General features: G+C 42.5%; 13 protein-coding genes. 9 read left to right on the top strand and 4 right to left on the bottom strand.

Going from position 1 to position 17,658, the window contains the following annotated elements; all coding sequences use genetic code 11:
- Nucleotides 1-54: 54 nt before the first annotated feature.
- Nucleotides 55-864 carry a TonB-dependent receptor plug domain-containing protein gene (locus H3V11_RS11780; protein WP_370570169.1) on the bottom strand — a complete coding sequence of 270 codons (810 nt, stop codon included), beginning with the start codon at nt 862-864 and terminating at the stop codon, nt 55-57.
- 476 nt (nt 865-1,340) lie between these two features.
- Here H3V11_RS11780 and H3V11_RS01040 point away from each other — a divergent pair, with 476 nt between their 5' ends.
- The 5 genes from H3V11_RS01040 to H3V11_RS01020 all read left to right on the top strand — a co-directional run bounded on the left by H3V11_RS01040 (nt 1,341) and on the right by H3V11_RS01020 (nt 5,608).
- The gene (locus H3V11_RS01040) at nt 1,341-2,144 is read left to right on the top strand and encodes a hypothetical protein (protein WP_198223416.1); all 804 of its coding nucleotides are present in this window, start codon (nt 1,341-1,343) and stop codon (nt 2,142-2,144) included.
- 281 nt (nt 2,145-2,425) lie between these two features.
- On the top strand, nt 2,426-2,875 hold the full coding sequence (locus tag H3V11_RS01035; RefSeq protein ID WP_084585931.1) for a pilin: 450 nt from the start codon (nt 2,426-2,428) through the stop codon (nt 2,873-2,875).
- A gap of 150 nt (nt 2,876-3,025) precedes the next feature.
- Entirely contained in the window at nt 3,026-3,487 is a 462-nt protein-coding gene (locus H3V11_RS01030; protein WP_084585930.1) for a pilin, read from the top strand.
- Between the two features lie 149 nt (nt 3,488-3,636).
- Nucleotides 3,637-4,095 carry a pilin gene (locus tag H3V11_RS01025; protein WP_084585929.1) on the top strand — a complete coding sequence of 153 codons (459 nt, stop codon included), beginning with the start codon at nt 3,637-3,639 and terminating at the stop codon, nt 4,093-4,095.
- Nucleotides 4,096-4,618: 523 nt separating this feature from the next.
- Nucleotides 4,619-5,608 (top strand): sulfatase-like hydrolase/transferase, encoded by a 990-nt coding sequence (locus tag H3V11_RS01020; protein WP_198223415.1) that lies wholly within the window; start codon nt 4,619-4,621, stop codon nt 5,606-5,608.
- A 185-nt stretch (nt 5,609-5,793) separates the two neighbouring features.
- Here the strand turns inward: H3V11_RS01020 and waaA are convergent, their stop codons facing one another.
- From waaA to H3V11_RS01005, 3 genes are all read right to left on the bottom strand, one after another.
- Complete coding sequence (gene waaA, locus H3V11_RS01015) at nt 5,794-7,083, bottom strand: lipid IV(A) 3-deoxy-D-manno-octulosonic acid transferase (protein ID WP_198223414.1); 1,290 nt, start codon at nt 7,081-7,083, stop codon at nt 5,794-5,796.
- Nucleotides 7,084-7,219: 136 nt separating this feature from the next.
- Nucleotides 7,220-10,699: a chromosome segregation protein SMC gene (smc, locus tag H3V11_RS01010; protein ID WP_198223413.1), complete on the bottom strand. Its 3,480-nt coding sequence runs from the start codon at nt 10,697-10,699 to the stop codon at nt 7,220-7,222.
- A 125-nt stretch (nt 10,700-10,824) separates the two neighbouring features.
- Entirely contained in the window at nt 10,825-11,232 is a 408-nt protein-coding gene (locus tag H3V11_RS01005) for a MerR family DNA-binding protein (protein WP_198223412.1), read from the bottom strand.
- 110 nt (nt 11,233-11,342) lie between these two features.
- Between H3V11_RS01005 and H3V11_RS01000 the strand changes: the two genes are divergently transcribed.
- From H3V11_RS01000 to H3V11_RS00985, 4 genes are all read left to right on the top strand, one after another.
- Nucleotides 11,343-11,549: a heavy-metal-associated domain-containing protein gene (locus H3V11_RS01000; RefSeq protein ID WP_025331110.1), complete on the top strand. Its 207-nt coding sequence runs from the start codon at nt 11,343-11,345 to the stop codon at nt 11,547-11,549.
- Nucleotides 11,550-11,587: 38 nt separating this feature from the next.
- Nucleotides 11,588-13,798, top strand: coding sequence for a cation-translocating P-type ATPase (locus H3V11_RS00995; RefSeq protein WP_198223411.1), 2,211 nt, complete (start codon nt 11,588-11,590; stop codon nt 13,796-13,798).
- A 290-nt stretch (nt 13,799-14,088) separates the two neighbouring features.
- Nucleotides 14,089-15,840 (top strand): ABC transporter ATP-binding protein, encoded by a 1,752-nt coding sequence (locus H3V11_RS00990; RefSeq protein ID WP_198223410.1) that lies wholly within the window; start codon nt 14,089-14,091, stop codon nt 15,838-15,840.
- Complete coding sequence (locus H3V11_RS00985; RefSeq protein WP_198223409.1) at nt 15,840-17,597, top strand: ABC transporter ATP-binding protein; 1,758 nt, start codon at nt 15,840-15,842, stop codon at nt 17,595-17,597. The genes H3V11_RS00990 and H3V11_RS00985 overlap by 1 nt, the downstream gene beginning before the upstream one ends.
- Nucleotides 17,598-17,658 lie beyond the last annotated feature (61 nt).

The raw sequence follows: 17,658 nt of genomic DNA, 5'->3' as shown, positions 1-17,658 counted from the left end.
AGAGCAGTGGCTGTTGGTAGTTTTATCGTATTGTGCTACCAGCTTGCTGTCGCCCTAGTCCCATACACCTTCATGAGTCAGCGCAAAACTCTGGCGGTATACTCTGCGGGTTTCCTTACCATATAAACTTTGGGTGTAATCAGTCTGTACATTATTGGGACCATCACCGTTATAACGATTGCCCTGCCGGCTGTAGGTAGTATCCAGTGTCAGAGTTTGTGCCGGAGACAGGCACCATGCCAGCCGTCCGCCAATATCTTTATTAATCAGACCTTCCTGTCCGGCAGCCAGCGGTTTACTGCCTTTATCATTCGAACGCTGATTAATGAATGGTGAATCTGCATCAGTACTATTCAGATTGCCATATATCCGAAAGCCGATACGATGTGTATCGCCTTCTTCTTTATCTGCCGGCAAATTCATAAACGCATTGATAGAACCGTGAAACTCATTACTGACTTTTTTTGTCACAATGTTCACTACACCGCCAGCTGCACCAGAACCATAGCGTGCGGCAGCCGATCCGCGAATAACTTCAATTGATTGAATTTCTGCTGCCGATACCCAATTGCTGTCACCAATGGTGTCACGTTCACCGCGCCAGCTCATGCGTGTACTGTTGCGCGAAGTAACCGGCCGGCCGTCAATCAGTATTAAGGTGTTTTCCGGACCCATTCCGCGAATATCAATCTGGCGTTTATTGCCATGCTGACCGGAAGCAGTATTACCGGTCAGGTTAACGCAGGACATCGTACGCACCAGCTCAGAAATATCATTGACCGGTGTTTTGCGTTCAATATCCTGACTATCAAGTTCAGAAACGCCAAGAGACTGTTTAACCTGCTGTTCGGCGGTGACGTAAATATCGTCCAGCTTTGCTGAATTATCCTGAGCATAAACAGTACTGCCGGTAAAAATAATGAACGGAATTAATCCCAGTTTAAAAGAAGGAAAAGGGTGATCAGATATATTATTGAGTTACGAAAAGAGAAAAATTGATAAATCCGCGAATAGGTAATGAATACCATTATTATTTTTAACTAAAACCATACTGATTAATCAAAAAATACAAATTCATACTTAATCAGTATAATAACTATCGATACTTACATAATTCAGTTTAATGTGACAAAATTTGACACATTTGGCAAATAATCTATTCAGTGAGATGACGAGAAATGTATATTGATAAATTAAAAAATTGATTTATTTAAAAAAATTAACGGAGAATTTTGTTTTCAGACTGGATATTCAGCAGAAAATGTAATTCTGACAGATATATAGTTATCAAAATCAAAATATACAAAAAATTGAAATTAAAACAGAAAATAATCAGCCAAATGAAAAAATCAGCTTTTAATATTTGTCAGTATATTTTTTTATTGTTATTGATTATAGGTGTCTTACCTGCGTATGCAGAAGATTTTGTTTCAAATTCCTTTAATACAACCGGACAAGTAAAAATATTGCCGGTGACTCAGACTTGTACGGGTACACCATGGCAACATATTGTATGGGTGCATGTACATGATAATGAAGAAACTGCACGTCAGACCGCATTAATGGCATTAAACCAGATTCAGCAGGGCTGTTTGCTGGATTTTCGCCATGGTGGCAGCCGGGAAATCAGGATACAAACAAATGAAGTAAATTATCACTTTGATCCAAACAGAATTTTTACTGAAACCGGCCGGAAGAACGCATTGAAATGTCTGCGCGGTAATTGTGCTCAGGCAAGAGAAGAGTTAACTCAAGAGGTCGACAGTTTTCTGAATCAGTATATGATTCACGCCAAATTGATTGTTGCTTTGCATAACAATCATCCGAGTGGATTATCCATACGAAACTATGTGCCTGGTGGTTCAATGGCGCAAGGGATGAGCCAGGTAGCGGTCAGCCCCGATAAAGATCCTCATGATTTTTTCTATGTTACCAGCCAACGAGCTTTTGAGTTTTTGTCTAGACGGAATTTCAATGTCGTTTTACAGAATAATCAAACTGTTCGTGATGATGGTTCATTATCAGTATGGGCAGCCCGGCAAGAGATTGATTATATTAATTCTGAAGCCGGTACAGGAAATCTGGCCAGTCAGATGGTTATGCTTGCAGCAGTATGGGCGTATATGCAGGAATATTACCTGTAATTTTCTAGATTAAGTAAGTCTAGACAAAGTTATCTGATTTACAATTATATACGTCGGATATTATTGTCTGACTATTAATAATAAAAAACTTAATTTATAAATTTTGTCAAAAATTTTATTAAAAATAATTAAATCAATCAATTATTTATAAAATAAAAGTACATATCTGATTTTTTAATTAAAATAAATAAATTTTTGTATTGAATAATCAAATATAATAACAAATATTACATTTGCAAGTTAGTCGGAAAATCAATCAAATTTAAACATATAAAAACATCATGAGTTTACATCACCAGGGTTTTACATTAATTGAAATAATAATTGCGATAGCAATAATAGGGATACTGACTGCCATTGCCGTGCCTACTTATATGGATTACAGTGCAAAAGCTCAGCTTGCTGAAGCAGCAGATCTGGCAGGAAACCTGAAAGCACAGGTTTTAGATAGTTTACAGAACCAAAAATGCCGGGCACAAAATCCATCAGAGTATAGTTATAAAGGAAAATACGGAATTGCAGAGATCACGACAGAATTTCCTGTCGTGAATGCTCAGCATTCTGCTACTGCCAGAACAGGCTGTTCTATTCGATATACGGTTTATTCGCAGAATGCTTCATTTGTTCTGGTGAATAAATATCTCGAATTGGATGTACTGAGGAACGGAACATTAAAACTTAATAACGGTACTATAGAACAGAAATACCTGCCTAAAGCTTTGGTTATTTAATCAGCCGCAGCATCATTGTTGAATTTAAATGAATCTGTATACAAAATTTTGGATAATTCAGATTTAATATTCTTTCGAAAATACATGTTATTTTAAGAAAATGGTATGTGTTTTGCTTTCATTTCTTTAAATATCTGATTTGGTCGGACAATGAAAAAATATTTATTAGAAAAAGGCTTTACTTTAATTGAATTAATGATCGTTATTGCTGTAATCGGGGTACTGGCGGCTATAGCTCTTCCTGCTTATAATGATTATATAGCTCGGACGCAAGCTAGTGAGGCTTCGAGTATGGCAGGGGTATTGAAATTACAAATTTTTGAAAACCTGCAAAATAATACATGCTTTGATTCGGGAACCAATTCTGTTGTGAGTCAGACCGGTAAATACGGTACGGCTATTATTGGTGGTAATGCATCAATATTATCAGGGGCTTCGGCTAATTCGGTTACGGGATGTACAATTACTTATAAAGTAAAAAGTACAGAAGTCTCTGCTGCTATTGCAAATAAAATACTGGTAGTGGATGTTTTGAAAAACGGATCCTTACGTAAAAATAATGCTTCAACCATAAATAGTAAATATATTCCCAGAGCATTACTAAATATTTAAAATTTAAAAAATCAAAATATTATCTTGCAGATGCATTTTTGTATTTAAAAAAATAATTAAATTTTAAAACTTGGCATGAAATTTGCTCCAGTTTTATACAAATCGATGTATTAATGAATTTTCAACCGTTTTGTAAGATGGAGAATAATATGAAAGCATTCCAAAAAGGTTTTACTTTAATTGAATTGATGATTGTAATTGCAATTATCGGTATCCTTGCTGCAATTGCCGTACCTGCTTACTCTGATTATATTGCCCGTTCTCAGGCTTCAGAAGCTTCCAGTCTGGCTGCTGGTCTGAAAACTCAGATTATTGATAACTTGCAGAATAATAATTGTAAGTCAGGTCCCAATAATACAGTTGATAACGCCATTGATAAGCAGACTGGTAAATACGGTGTGGCAGAAATCGGTGGTACTGCCGCTACCGGCAGTATTTCTGCTAACGGTGCAACAGGCTGTACAATTACATATACAGTAAACGGTCAAAAAGTATCTGCTTCTATTGCTGGTAAGACTTTGATATTGGATGTATTAAAAAATGGTTCACTGAAGAAAAATGGTGGGACTATGCCTGATAAATATGTACCTAAAGCATTCACAATCTAAATATTCAGGAAATCTATACATACAAAGCCGCGGTAGCGGCTTTTTTTTCATTAAGCATATGTACATATGAAACGAATTAAGTATGAGTTTTGATAAGAATTTTCCAACAATTATTAAAATAGCAAATCTGTTAAAGTATTATTTTCCATTACGATTCTGGATTTTTTTATTACTTTATTTATTAATAACCAATGGTTTGTTCTGGCTGGCTCATATTTTTGTTTACTCTGAAAGATATATTATTGTTTTAGAGTATATATGGATTTTGCCATTATTATTCCTGCGCAGACGCTGGTCATTAGTATTGTTTGCTCTGGTATACACGGTAGTATATATATTTGATATTCTGTACTGGATTAAACAATTTTATCATTATGATAATATTGTCGAGTTTATTGAGATTTTACGTTTTATTCCTCATGCCCCGAAATTATACTGGTTATTTTCAGCAATATTTGTTCTGTATTTAGCAATAAGTCTGTTTCTCATACTTAAATATATTGTTCGGCTATGTTCTGGCAGAATGATATGGTCATTGGGCTTACTGTATCTGATTTTTTCAGTTTTCTTCTTTGATTACCGCGGGGTCAATCTATCCAATCGTTATCAGACATCCGGCTGGTGGGGAAGTTATTATGAAACGATTCAAAATCTGAAATTTAATCATGAATTTTTCTGGCGAGGTACGGTTAAACCGGAATTTTATGATTGGCCACACGGCGGAGTATTGCAAAAGCAGATTGATATGCAGAATCCGCCCAAAAAAATACTGTTCATTCTGAATGAATCGTGGGGAACGTTTATACCTGAACACGGAGCAGTTAATCCGTCTGTTGATGCTCCGTTAATAAATATCCCAAATGTGCAGTTAATTGCACAGGGAGAAAATCCCGCACTGCACAGTACTATTATGGGAGAACTGCGTGAGTTATGTGATTTAAAAGCTAAAAGTTCTAATTTTATTCTGGGTCCGTTTGATAAATTCAAACAATGTGTTCCTGTACACCTGCAAAAAGAAGGTTATCTGGTTCAGGCTTTTCATGGTTCATATTCTAAAATGTATGACCGTAAAGACTGGTATCCGCATATGGGTCTGCAAAACGCCCGTTTTTTCCCGCAATTCAGTAATATCAAACAATGCCATTCATTTCCCGGCGCTTGTGATTATAATATTGTGCATGATGTGTCTGCCGCAAATAAAGCTGCGCAAGGCAAATCATTTATCTATTGGCTGACACTCGACACTCATCATCCGTATTCTGAAAAGGATATACTTGGTAATTATACTTATGATTGTAAACAGCCGATATTTGACGGCCGGCAGGAGGCATGCCGGAATCTGAACTTACAGCATCAGTTTTTTACTGTGCTTGCCAATGAAATTAAGGCCAGAGGTTTTAAAGACACAGACATAGTGATTGTTGGTGATCATAGCCCGCCAATTATCCTGGATAAATATAAGGACAGTTTTAAGGAAGATTCTGTGCCATTTATTCATGTACGTGTACATTAATGTAGCTTAGCATTAAAAAAGCCGGACAAATTTCTATTGTCCGGCCTTTTTTATTTGCTTAGAAAATTCAGTATGCAGTTTATCGGCCAAATATAAAAGTTGTTAATTAATATTAATAGAAATCAGTATTTATCTAAGATTTTTTATGATCTCAGTTTAATTTTAAATCTCTGATTTTTTAAAATTCAATCAGCTGATTGTTCATTGGTATGACTACTCAGACAATCATAAATGGTTTGTGCCATGCGCTCACTTGCTCCCTGATGCTGCCGGATAAAGGCTTGCGCACTGGCAGACATCTGTTTTCTTTGCTGTGAATCATCCAGCAAAGCCAGGGTTGTTGCTGCCCAGTCTTCTGCAGACTGAATTTGCCTGGCTGCGCCGGCGGCAATTGCTTTGGGCGCGGCGTCGGCAAAATTATAGGTAGAAGGACCAAACAGAGTAGGGAGCTTGCACACAATTGGTTCGATAATATTATGGCAGCCGCTGTCGACCAGACTTCCGCCTACAAAGGCAATATCGGCACATTCATAGTAGGCAAACAGTTCGCCGATACTATCACCTATCCAGACCTGAGTTTGTTCGGCGATATTCTGGTTATCACTGCGTTTTTGGGTAATAAAATTCAGTTTTTCGGCATATTCGTAAGTTGGCTCAAAGCGCTCAGTATGACGCGGAACGATAACCAGCAGGATATTGCCGGTTTTTTGTTTTGCCCATGCATCAAGCAGTAACTGTGCTTCGTCTGTGCCGTGGTAAAAGCGGGTACTGCTGCACACAACTACCGGCCTGTTGCCAATACGCTGTCTGAATGTTTGTGCCAGTTCAGCCATTTCTGCCGGCGGAGTAATATCATATTTGGTATTACCACAGACCTGAATATTGGCAGCACCGATTTGTTTAAGCCGCTGAGCATCCGCCTCAGTCTGGGCGTAACAGCCGGTTAACGTGGCCAGAGCCGGTGCAACCAGTGAGCGTACTCTCAGATAACCATGCAGAGACTTTTCGGATAAGCGCGCATTAGCCATAAACAGCGGAATCTGATTGTCAGCGCAGACATTAATCAGATTCGGCCAGATTTCTGTTTCCATTAATACGCCGAATACAGGCTGGTGATCCCGGATAAATTGTTTAACCCAGGATTTTTTATCATAAGGCAGATAGCGGCATTGTGCTTCAGGAAAAAAATGCTGTACTGTGGCACGACCGGTAGGTGTGGTTTGCGTCATCAGCAATGGTTTATCCGGAAAATGCTTTTGCAGCGCACGGATAAATTGTAATGAAGCGCGTGTTTCACCAACAGAAACCACATGAACCCAGATGCCGTGTTTTACCGGATCGGGATAAGGTTTACCAAAACGTTCAGACCAGTTAAGCGCATATGCCGGTGCCAGCGCTGCACGCCGGCGTAAATACCTGCGTAAAAAGGGGGGTGCTATCTGCCATAAGATTTGGTATAAAAAATTCAGTAGCATAGGTATTGCTTGTAATGGTCTGTTGCAGAGAATTATAAATTAAAAAAAGACTGATTATCAGGAATGATTCAGCAGCCATGAATCGAAAAAGCAGAAGCTGTATTGTGCAGTTAGTGCCATTCTGTTAACTGCGCAGTTAAGCTTCAGCCATATCCAGTGCCTGACGGATATTGACTTCAACAATACGCGAAACACCTTTTTCCTGCATGGTTACCCCTACCAGCTGCTCGGCCATTTCCATCGTCAGCCGGTTATGGGAAATATACACGAACTGAGTCTGTGCCGACATTTGCTGAACCAGATTGCAAAAACGGCTGGTATTGGCATCATCCAGCGGGGCATCTACTTCATCCAGCAGACAGAACGGAGCGGGGTTAAGGCTGAACAGGGCAAAGACCAGACTCATGGCAGTTAAGGCTTTTTCTCCGCCGGAAAGCAGATGAATAGTGCTGTTTTTCTTGCCCGGCGGGCGTGCCATAATGGATACGCCGGCGCTGAGTAAATCATCACCGACTATATCCAGTCTGGCCTCACCACCACCAAATAAGGTAGGAAAGTAGCTTTGTACTTTTTCGTTTACCGCATCAAAAGTAGTTTTAAAGCGGGTTTTGGTTTCTTCATCAATTGTACTGATGGCTTCTTCCAGTAAGGCAATAGCCGCCTGTACATCTGCTGTTTGTGTCTGATAATACTCAGCGCGCTCATGTGCTTCTTCCAGCTCCTGTAATGCTGCCAGATTAACCGCACCCAATGCATTGATTTTCTGTGCCAGTACCGCAATTTCCTGATTTAATTCCGGTACAGCCTGCTGTGACTGATTAAACAGTTCGGCTAATGTCTCCAGATCAGCCTGATTCTGCTCAAGGCTTTGATGAAAACGTCTGGCATTCAGCAAGGCTTCCTGTTGCTGCAACAAGGCAGTCTGAGTATCGGCCTGTAACTGCGGAAGCTGGCTGTTGAGATTGTGCTGCTGTTGCTGTATGTGCTGTAATTGTTGCTGGAGCTGTTCAAGCACTTGCTGTGCAGTTGTACACTGTTCAGTAGCTGCATCGATTTGGGTATTCAGTTCTTCGGTTTGCAGGGTTTGTTCGTCTTCCATTTCCTGCTCGGCAATCCCGAGTGCAAGCTCGCTCTGACGTTCCTGCCAGCGTTCCGTTTCGCGTGCAATACGCTGCTGTTCCTGTGTGGCAGTCTGAATCCGCTGTTGCAGGCGTACTATAGCCATTTCTACCAAACCCTGCTGCCGTCGCGCTTCCAGCAATGCCAGCTGGCTCTGTTTCAAAGTTTGCTGCTGGTTTTGCTGGCTGGCAGTATGATTTTGTAATTGCGGACGCAATTGTTCTACCGCGAGTGTAAGATTTTCAGTATCAGCCAGCGTTTGCTGCTGCACATGTTGCTGTTGCGCCAGCTCACTGATGATTTGTGCGCTTTCCTGCTGAATATGTTCCTGCCGCAGTTGCCCCTGGCTAGTGCGTGCCAGTAATTCAGTAGCCTGAGCAGAGGCTGTTTGCCAGCGCTGTTGCTGCTGTTTAAGCTGTTGCTGACACTGATTCAGCCGTTCTTCTGTGTTCTCAAGGTTGCGCTGTGCCAGCTGCATGGTTTCTGTAGCCTGCTGTAAAGGTTGCTCCAGTGCAAGCAGTGCCTGTTGCTGTTCGCGCAATTGCTGCTGCTGTTGCAGCAGACTGGTACCATTATCTTCAGCATACAATGTCACACTGATGGCATCTATGCAGTGGCCTTCAGGAGTAATAATAAGCTGTTGTGTCTGTAAATCAGCCTGTCCGAGCAAAGCCTCTTCCAGTGTTTCTGCACAAAATACCTGTCCGAGCCAGTATTGAATGGCTTCGGAAAATGGAGCCTGAACTTCTATATGCTGTAAAAAGGCATTTGTTGCCCATTTTTGCCGGTTGGTTTCAGCCGTCTGATTAACCCAGACGGTTGTGTGTTCTGGCAGAGTATCTCCAGGTTGCAGCTGTTCGGTATACTGTGCCTGTAGTCTGTGTCCGAGGACAACGGTTGTCGCATGCTGCCATTTTTTGGCAACCTGCAAATGTTGCCATAATAAGGGAATATTACTATCGGTTTCTTTTTCAGTACTGCTGCGCTCAGGTTGCGGAAGCATGGCTGTTAACGCTTCTACCTGCGCGTTAAGGGTAAGCTGCTGTTTTTCCAGCTGCCGGTATTGTTGCTGAGCCAGAAGCAGTACTTCCCGTGCGCTTTCACGCTGCTGTTCATATTGCAGCAGGTTCTCTTCCAGCGTAGTTACAATCTGTTCCAGCTCTGCCGCTGTCTCACGGGCGGTTTCCAGTTCTTCGTTTTGCGGTAAGGCCAGTTGCGTCAATTCTTCTTCCAGACGCTGTCGGCGCTGCTGTAATTGAGCAATGGCCGCTGTCGCATGCTGGTGCTGCTGCTGTCTGATGGCCAGTTCACGTTCCAGACGTGCCAGCTCATTTTGCTGGTTCTGACGGGTGCGCTCGCCCTGGTGAGCCAGTTCTTCCAGTTCCGGCATGCGCGCTTCATGTTCCGCGGCCTGTAAAGCCCATTCTTCACGCTGTAATTGCTGTTCTTCCAGTTCTGAACTGGCCGATTCCAGCTGTTGCTGTTGCTGAATATTTTCATTGTGCAGGCGTTGCAGCTCAGTTTGTGCCTGAGTCTGTTCACGAGCAATACGCTGCTGCCAGTCACGCCGGTGGCGAATCTGTTCTTCCAGCCGTGCCCATTGTTCGCGCAGGCCAGCACGCTGCATCTCAGCTTCGCGTACTCGCTGTTGCTGTTGCTGTTCCTGTTCGCGCAGCTGCTGTAATTGCTGTTCCAGTGTTTCCAGTTGCAGCTTCAGTGATTCCTGTGCATTACCATACTGCTGGTAAAGTGCTGTGGCACTGTCTGCCTGATGCAGAGCCTGCTGCCACTGGCTGTAATCAAATAAATTCTGTTTATCGGCTATCTGAGTTTTCAGCTCCTGATAGCGCTGTGCGGTATTTGCCTGTCGCCGGAGTTTTTCTACCTGACGATCCAGCTCGCTTTGTAAATCGGCCAGTCGCTGTAAATGTTCACGGGTATCGGCAAGACGATTTTCGGTTTCACGGCGGCGTTCCTTGTATTTAGACACGCCGGCGGCTTCTTCGATATGGGCACGCAGCTCTTCCGGCCGTGCTTCAATGATGCGGGAAATCATTCCCTGCTCAATAACGGCGTAACCGCGGGCACCGACGCCAGTTCCGAGAAACAAATCGGTAATATCACGGCGGCGCACAACCTGATTATTAATGAAATAAGTAGAATCGCCCTGACGGGTCAGCTGGCGCTTTATCGCCACTTCGGCATATTGTCCCCATGCTCCCTGAAGCTGACCGTCACTATTGTCAAATACCAGTTCGACACTGGCACGCGGTGCCGGCCGGCGGGTATTGGCACCGTTAAAAATTACGTCCTGCATGCTTTCGCCGCGCAACTGCCGGGCAGAAGCCTCTCCCAGCACCCAGCGCACAGCATCAATCACATTGCTTTTGCCACAGCCGTTTGGTCCGATTACCGCTACCAGTCTGCCCGGTACAGCAATCGTGGTGGGATCTACAAAGGATTTAAAGCCGGAAAGCTTGATATGGGTAAGACGCATAGCAACAATAAAGCCCGGGAAAAGTGCCGAAAAGCGACTATTTTAGCCTGTTTTAAGTAAAAAGACAGTTTTAGTTACCATGAATAACAGCCAGTCCTGAACGGATCACACAAACCGGAGCCGGCTTAACTGTGATTACCGGCATAAGCATGCTTATCCAGCCCGTCGATAATCGCACAGTGTGGTGAAGCATCACCGCCACAGCGGTTGTACCAGTTTTCCAGTGTCTCTTTCATGCTGGATAAATCATTAATTTTCTGGTTAAGACGCTGTATGTGCTCGCCTGCCAGTGCTTTGACATCAGCACTGGTGCGCTGCGGATTGTTGCGTAATGCAAGCAGCTGGGCAATCTGCGCCAGCGAAAAATCCACTTCGCGGGCATGTCTGATAAAGCACAGTGTGGCAATATCGGCTTCACTGTAATCGCGGTAGCCATTACTCTGGCGCACAGGCTGAATCAGTCCGGCAGCCTCATAATCACGGATGGTTTTACTGGATAAACCGGTTAATTTTTCTGCGGCACTGATATTCATAAGATTAAAATCTGAATTTGCATATGTAAAGCTTGACTCTATCACAGTGTTAAGGTTTAAGCTGTACTTTATCTACTTTTTATTAAACCCGAATCCATAAGGAGACAGAAATGCAAATGGTTCAGTTTAAAATTGACGGCATGACCTGCGAAGGTTGTGCCAAAAGTGTGACATCAGCACTACAGGGCAGCCCGGGTGTGGAAACTGTGGCAGTTAATTTTGCAACCGGTATTGCCGATATCGGCTTTGACGACAGCCTTACTAACGTAGATACCCTCAAAGCCGCGGTTGAAGCTGCCGGTTTTGATGTAGTTTAATCTTGAGATATGCGGCTGGAAAACAGAAGGACAGAACCATGGAACAAACTCAGCACACTAACGGCAAAACAGCCGAAACAGCGCGCTTTGCCATTGAGGGCATGGACTGTCAGGCCTGTGCCAACCGCATAGAAAAAGTATTGCGCCGGCAGCAGGGTATTATTGCTGCCGATGTAAACTTTGCCAGTGATGAATTACAAACCTGTTTTGACAGTAAGCTGCTGAGTACAGACGATATAGTTCAGATAGTGGCAAAAACCGGATTTAAAGCCACAGCCGTAACCAGCGCCAGTATAGAAGCACTGGCTGAAATGCAGAATGAGGAGCATAAAACGACAGCGATACCGTGGCGTCTGGCAGTTATCTGGATCATTGCTCTGCCTTTTGTAATCGGTATGCTGGGCATGCTGCTGGGACAGCACTGGATGCTGCCGCCATGGTGGCAGTTTGTTCTCGCTTCGATTATCCAGCTTGGTCTGGCGTGGCCGTTTTACAATAGTGCGATTAAATCCCTGCAAGGCGGCGTAGCCAATATGGATGTACTCGTGTCTCTGGGCACGGTCGCTATCTGGCTCTATTCTAGTATCATGCTGTTTAATCATCAGCATGATGCGCATCAGTATATCTATTTCGAAGCCAGCGTGATGGTAATTGCCTTTGTTTCGCTGGGCAAATATCTGGAACAGCGGACTAAAAAGCAAAGCCTCAACAGCATGAGCATGCTACTGCAACTAACTCCGAAAATGGTACGCAGACAAACAGACAACGGCTGGCAGGAAGTACCGCTCAGCCAGATACAGAAAGGTGACATCCTGCAAACCAATGCCGGCAACCGCATCGCTGCCGATGGCATCGTGCATAGTGGTGAAGCATGGTGTGATGAAAGCTATCTCACCGGTGAATCTAAACCATTACTGAAACAGGCTGGTGATAAAGTACTTGCCGGTGCATTACTGAGCAACGGCAGTATCACCTATCAGGCACAGACCCTCGGCAGCCAGACTCTGCTGGGTGACATGATGCAGGCACTGGCGCAGGCACAGGGCAGTAAAGCGCCGATTGCACGGCTGGCTGATAAAGTATCCATGGTATTTGTGCCTGCCGTAGTTGCCATAGCCGTATTAACTTTTATTCTAAACTGGTGGTTTGGTGGTGATTTTAACGAAGCAGTGACCCGCGGCGTAGCCGTACTGGTAATTGCCTGTCCGTGTGCGCTGGGTTTGGCCACACCGGCCGCGATGATGGTGGGTATGGGGCGCTCGGCGCGGTACGGAGTATGGTTTAAAGATGCGGCTTCACTTGAGCGTACCAGTCAGGTCAATACGGTTGTACTGGATAAAACTGGCACTCTTACTCAGGGTAAACCCCAGATTGTTGCCCAGTGGCGAAATCCCGATTGTCAGTATGATGCGCAAACCATTCTGCAACTGGCTGCTGCCGCTGAACAGCTCACCACTCATCCGCTGGCACAGGCGGTGATTCAGGCTGCTGAACAGCAAAACCTGCCGGTACTGACCGCCAGCAATAGCCACAGCGAAATCGGGCAGGGTACACAGGCGCAGGTAGACGGTTATGGCGCGGTAAAAGTCGGCAATCCTGCATGGTGCGGTTTCAGCATACCCGGGCCATTTCAGCAGCAGAAAATCTGGCAGATTGCTAGTATTGTGGTTGTCGCTATTAATAATGAAATAGCAGGTGCATTTGCTATTGCTGATGCTTTAAAAGAAGACACTGCCAGTGCAATTAAACGCTTACAGCAGCAAAATATTGATATTCATATTATGAGTGGTGACCAGCACAGTGTAGTTGAATACATTGCCAAACAACTGGGTATCAGCTATTATCAGGCAGAAATGAATCCGCGTGCCAAGGCCGAAGCGGTGAGAGCGCTGATGCAGCAAGGCAAGGTGGTAGCGATGGTCGGCGATGGTATCAATGATGCGCCGGCACTGGCCGCGGCGGATGTCAGCTTTGCCATGTATGGCGGGGCAGATGTGGCCACCAATACTGCTTCAGCTACGCTGATGCGCCATTCGGTGACTCAGGTAGCCGATGCCCTGGCTCTGGCTCACGCTACTGTACGCGTTGTTAAACAAAACCTGTTTTTTGCTTTTTTCTATAATATTCTCGGTATCCCGCTGGCTGCAATTGGCTGGCTCAGCCCGGTAATCGCCGGCGCGGCAATGGCGATGAGCTCGATTTCAGTATTGCTTAATGCTTTGCGACTGCGAAAAAGCAGGCTGGACTGAATAATAAATTTTCTGTGCAGGCAGATAAATCTCTGCTTGCATAACAATAAAAATAAAAATATCAGTTTCTTAACCCTACCAATAAATCTGCAACTAAAGTAGTAGTACTCTACTTTGGCAATGTATTTTTTTATCTGTCTGATTGTAAATAATTTATCAGATGATAATCAATTGCCGGATATATGATTTAAAAGAATCATAACTTAACGAATAATCAGAAAAAAAACAGCTTTTTTTCTATTCGGATTTTCTTATTGCATGATAGATATGGGCTAAGGAGAAACTTTATTATGAATCATACGGATATATTTCTGCCAGTAAAGAATAAAGTATCTTATTCTATATTTTTGGCATCAATTGCTCAGGTGCTTAAACTGAGTATCTGGCTAATGTTGATCTGGGTCCTGTACCAATTAATGTTGGATGCCAGTGTCTTCCCGGGACTGCCCATTCTCTCTCTGCTTGTGCTGAGCATTCTTTTTTATACGCTGAGAACTTATGCCCACGATAAATCTCACTATGCGGCATTTGAACTAGAAGAAATATTACGAACCAGGCTTATCAAAAAAATCAATCAATTGCCGATTGAAACGGTTAGAAACATGGGCAGCGGGAATCTTGTTAAAACATTAATTGATGATATTAAAGAATTACATGCTTTTGTGGCAGATGCTCCCCCTTTAAAAGCTGAGGCATTCGTTACCCCAATTTTTACCTTACTCGTTTTATTTATCTTTAATTGGGTCTTTGCAAGCATTGTATTTGCAATCACTTTAGTTACTTTTCTGCTGCTGAGTTTTATCATGAAAAAAGCTAAGCTTTTAAAGGAAAGCTATAACAATGCAACTATTCAAATCAACGGTAAAATCATTGAATATATTCAGGGAATGAGTGCAGTAAGAACATTTGATGCCGGGGAGGGGGCATTCGGTCAATATCAAAAAGCGCTGGAAAATTATAGTCAGGTGGTCTTTCATTGGTTGCAATCTATGCGATTGTCTACAAAAATTGCCCGCAGCCTTTTCTCTGCTATGCCGATGAGTATCATATTAGTTGTTGGATTGAGCATAGCCCAGCTAAATGACCAAATCTCTTTTATCACGACGTTCTGTTTTTTATTGCTGGCGATCGGTATTGCAGAAAGTGTTTATCCTGTGATGAGCCTGTTTCAGATATTACAAAAGTCAAAGGCAGCAATAGAAAGGATATTTGAAGTTGAAAATCTGCCAATTTTAAAGGCTCCCTCCAACCCGCTATTACCTGACAATAATGAGATTATTTTTAAAAACGTTGGGTTTTCTTACCAGAATGCTGGCACTGTTTTATCCAATATCAATATCAAAATTCCTGAAAATTCATTTACTGTTCTTATTGGTACATCTGGTTCTGGCAAGACAACGCTGGCTAATCTCATTCCTCGCTTTCTTGATACAACCTCTGGAATGATAACTTTAGGTGGCGTGAATATAAAAGATATTGAATACGCTGAACTTATGTCGAGAATCTCATTTGTCTTTCAGGATAACTTTTTATTCTCGTGTTCGATCGCAGATAACATACGCTATGGGTTAAACGGTATCTCTGACGATGACGTTATTGAAGCCGCCAAAAAAGCTGAAATTCATGACTTCATTCTGACACTTCCTGAACAGTATAACACTCTGGCAGGAGAAAGAGGGCAGCTATTATCAGGTGGTCAGAAACAGAGAATCACCATTGCCCGGGTTTTTCTGCAAAATCGACCAATCATTATTTTAGATGAACCGACGGCTTTTTCTGATGCCCGAAATGAATCTTTGTTGTTAAAAGCCTTTAACCGTTTAATTGATAGAAATAAAACTGTCATTATGGTAACTCACCGCTTATCGACGATTGTCAATGCCGACCAAATAATATTATTGGATAAAGGGATGATTAAAACTCATGGGACACATAATGATTTAATCGAAAATTCTAGTGACTATAAATTGTTGTGGCAAGAGTATAACAAAGCAAAAAGTTGGTCGATTCCAGTCAATAATTTGGCTGATGGAGAAATGTGATGAAAGAGTATATTAATACACACACACGCACAACAAAATCATTGCTGACAACGTATACTGGCTTAATCAATGCGGCAGGTAAGCAAAAGAAAATATTGATCCGCAGTCTGATTTATACTGTGATTTCCTCTTGTCTGTTTGGCGTTTCGTTGGTTTTACTATATCCCTTATTTGCTGCGCTAGAAGCCAAAAATATTACTGCAACACTCACTCATTTAATTATTGTCGTTGTTCTACTGGCGGGTAGTTTTATTTTTAAGGTGCTTTGTGAACGCTATGATGCGGATGGTTATTCGACCTTAGCCGTTACCGAGCTAAGGGAAAAATTAGGCAATAAGTTACGTAATATTTCCTTAGATTATTTAAGTCAGTTTAGATCTGGCGAAATAAATCACCTTATGATGCAAAGCGTAAATGAAGCGGCAGTATTTACATTTATGCTACTCAATATCATCATTACCGGCGTGGTTATACCACTGTCAGCTGCAATTGCCTTGTTATTTTTCAGTTGGCAACTTTCTTTGATGATGCTTTTGGTTTTTCCAATGGCAATTCCACTCTATCTGTGGCGCAGGAAGGCCTATCGCAGAGGTTTTAGCATTCTGGCAGAGGCCAATGCAAAATTAAAAGGTGAAGCTGTCGAGTTTGTACAAGGACTTGATGTATTAAAATCGACAGGCCAAACCGAAGAAAAGATGACAGAGTTTGTTAAGGTGACAACAGATGTAGCAAATATACTGAGCATTGGCACGAAAAAAGGGGAAAAACCTAATTTAATTATAACCATCGTGATTCAAGCTGGTTTAATCCTTATCATCTCGTTAGGTGCGTATTTGGTGAATGCTGCAACCATTTCCTACCTCTTGCTAGCCTGCGTGTTATTAATCGTTGCCCGTTCCACAGATGTATTAAACTTTTTTGTACAAATGTCATCGATGCTTGAATCATTGGTTATAGGGTATGAAAAATTGCAGGAACTGTTGAATGCACCGTCATTACCTGAAAAAAAGGCAGAGATTATGCCTGAGCACTATAATATTGAATTTGAACGAGTTAACTTTTCGTACCGGGGTCAGGACAAGTATGTACTTAAGAATATATCCCTTCATATTCCGGAAAAAGCATTAACCGCTCTGGTCGGTGCCAGTGGCTGCGGTAAAACTACAATAACCAAGCTTATTCTCCGGTTTGCTGATGTAATATCAGGCAGTATTAAAATCGGTGGTATTGATATACGAGATATGTCTCAGAGGCAGTTAATGAGTCTAGTCTCTGTCGTATTTCAGGATGTTTATTTGTTTCAGGATACCATTATTAATAACATCAGAATGGCAAAATTATCCGCTAGCGACGAGGAAGTCATCGAAGTTTGTAAACAGGCGAATTGCCACGAATTTATCCAGAATTTCCGCGACGGTTATCAAACACAACTGAATGATATTGGCAAAAGTCTCTCTGGTGGGGAAAGGCAGCGTATCTCTATTGCCAGAGCCATTTTGAAAAACGCGCCTATTCTTATCCTCGATGAGCCAACTGCCGCACTCGATACTCAGAATGAACTGGCAGTACAAAAGGTGATTAATAAGCTCGTACAAGGGAAAACAGTATTAGTTATTGCCCATCGGCTTTCAACTATCATCGGAGCTAAGCAAATTGTAGTTATTGATAAAGGCTCAATTGTAGAAAGTGGTACTCATCAGCAGTTATTGCAACAAGATGGGATTTATAATGAATTTTGGCATCTCCAGCAAAATTAACCTCATCTGCTACCTTCTGCAAATTATGAAGTTATACAACTTAATGTTTTGCAATATTCTT

The sequence above is a fragment of the Snodgrassella sp. W8158 genome (genome assembly GCF_016100435.1).
Taxonomy (GTDB): Bacteria; Pseudomonadota; Gammaproteobacteria; order Burkholderiales; family Neisseriaceae; genus Snodgrassella; species Snodgrassella alvi.
The sequence above is the reverse complement of the archived record's forward strand: the minus strand, read 5'-3'. Positions and strand labels throughout refer to the sequence as shown.

Coding starts and splice junctions, on each gene's coding strand:
- H3V11_RS01040 (WP_198223416.1), top strand. CDS start 1,341: ATGAAAAAATCAGCTTTTAATATTTGTCAGTATATTTTTTTATTGTTA.
- H3V11_RS01035 (WP_084585931.1), top strand. CDS start 2,426: ATGAGTTTACATCACCAGGGTTTTACATTAATTGAAATAATAATTGCG.
- H3V11_RS01030 (WP_084585930.1), top strand. CDS start 3,026: ATGAAAAAATATTTATTAGAAAAAGGCTTTACTTTAATTGAATTAATG.
- H3V11_RS01025 (WP_084585929.1), top strand. CDS start 3,637: ATGAAAGCATTCCAAAAAGGTTTTACTTTAATTGAATTGATGATTGTA.
- H3V11_RS01020 (WP_198223415.1), top strand. CDS start 4,619: ATGATATGGTCATTGGGCTTACTGTATCTGATTTTTTCAGTTTTCTTC.
- waaA (WP_198223414.1), bottom strand. CDS start 7,083: ATGCTACTGAATTTTTTATACCAAATCTTATGGCAGATAGCACCCCCC.
- smc (WP_198223413.1), bottom strand. CDS start 10,699: ATGCGTCTTACCCATATCAAGCTTTCCGGCTTTAAATCCTTTGTAGAT.
- H3V11_RS01005 (WP_198223412.1), bottom strand. CDS start 11,232: ATGAATATCAGTGCCGCAGAAAAATTAACCGGTTTATCCAGTAAAACC.
- H3V11_RS01000 (WP_025331110.1), top strand. CDS start 11,343: ATGCAAATGGTTCAGTTTAAAATTGACGGCATGACCTGCGAAGGTTGT.
- H3V11_RS00995 (WP_198223411.1), top strand. CDS start 11,588: ATGGAACAAACTCAGCACACTAACGGCAAAACAGCCGAAACAGCGCGC.
- H3V11_RS00990 (WP_198223410.1), top strand. CDS start 14,089: ATGAATCATACGGATATATTTCTGCCAGTAAAGAATAAAGTATCTTAT.
- H3V11_RS00985 (WP_198223409.1), top strand. CDS start 15,840: ATGAAAGAGTATATTAATACACACACACGCACAACAAAATCATTGCTG.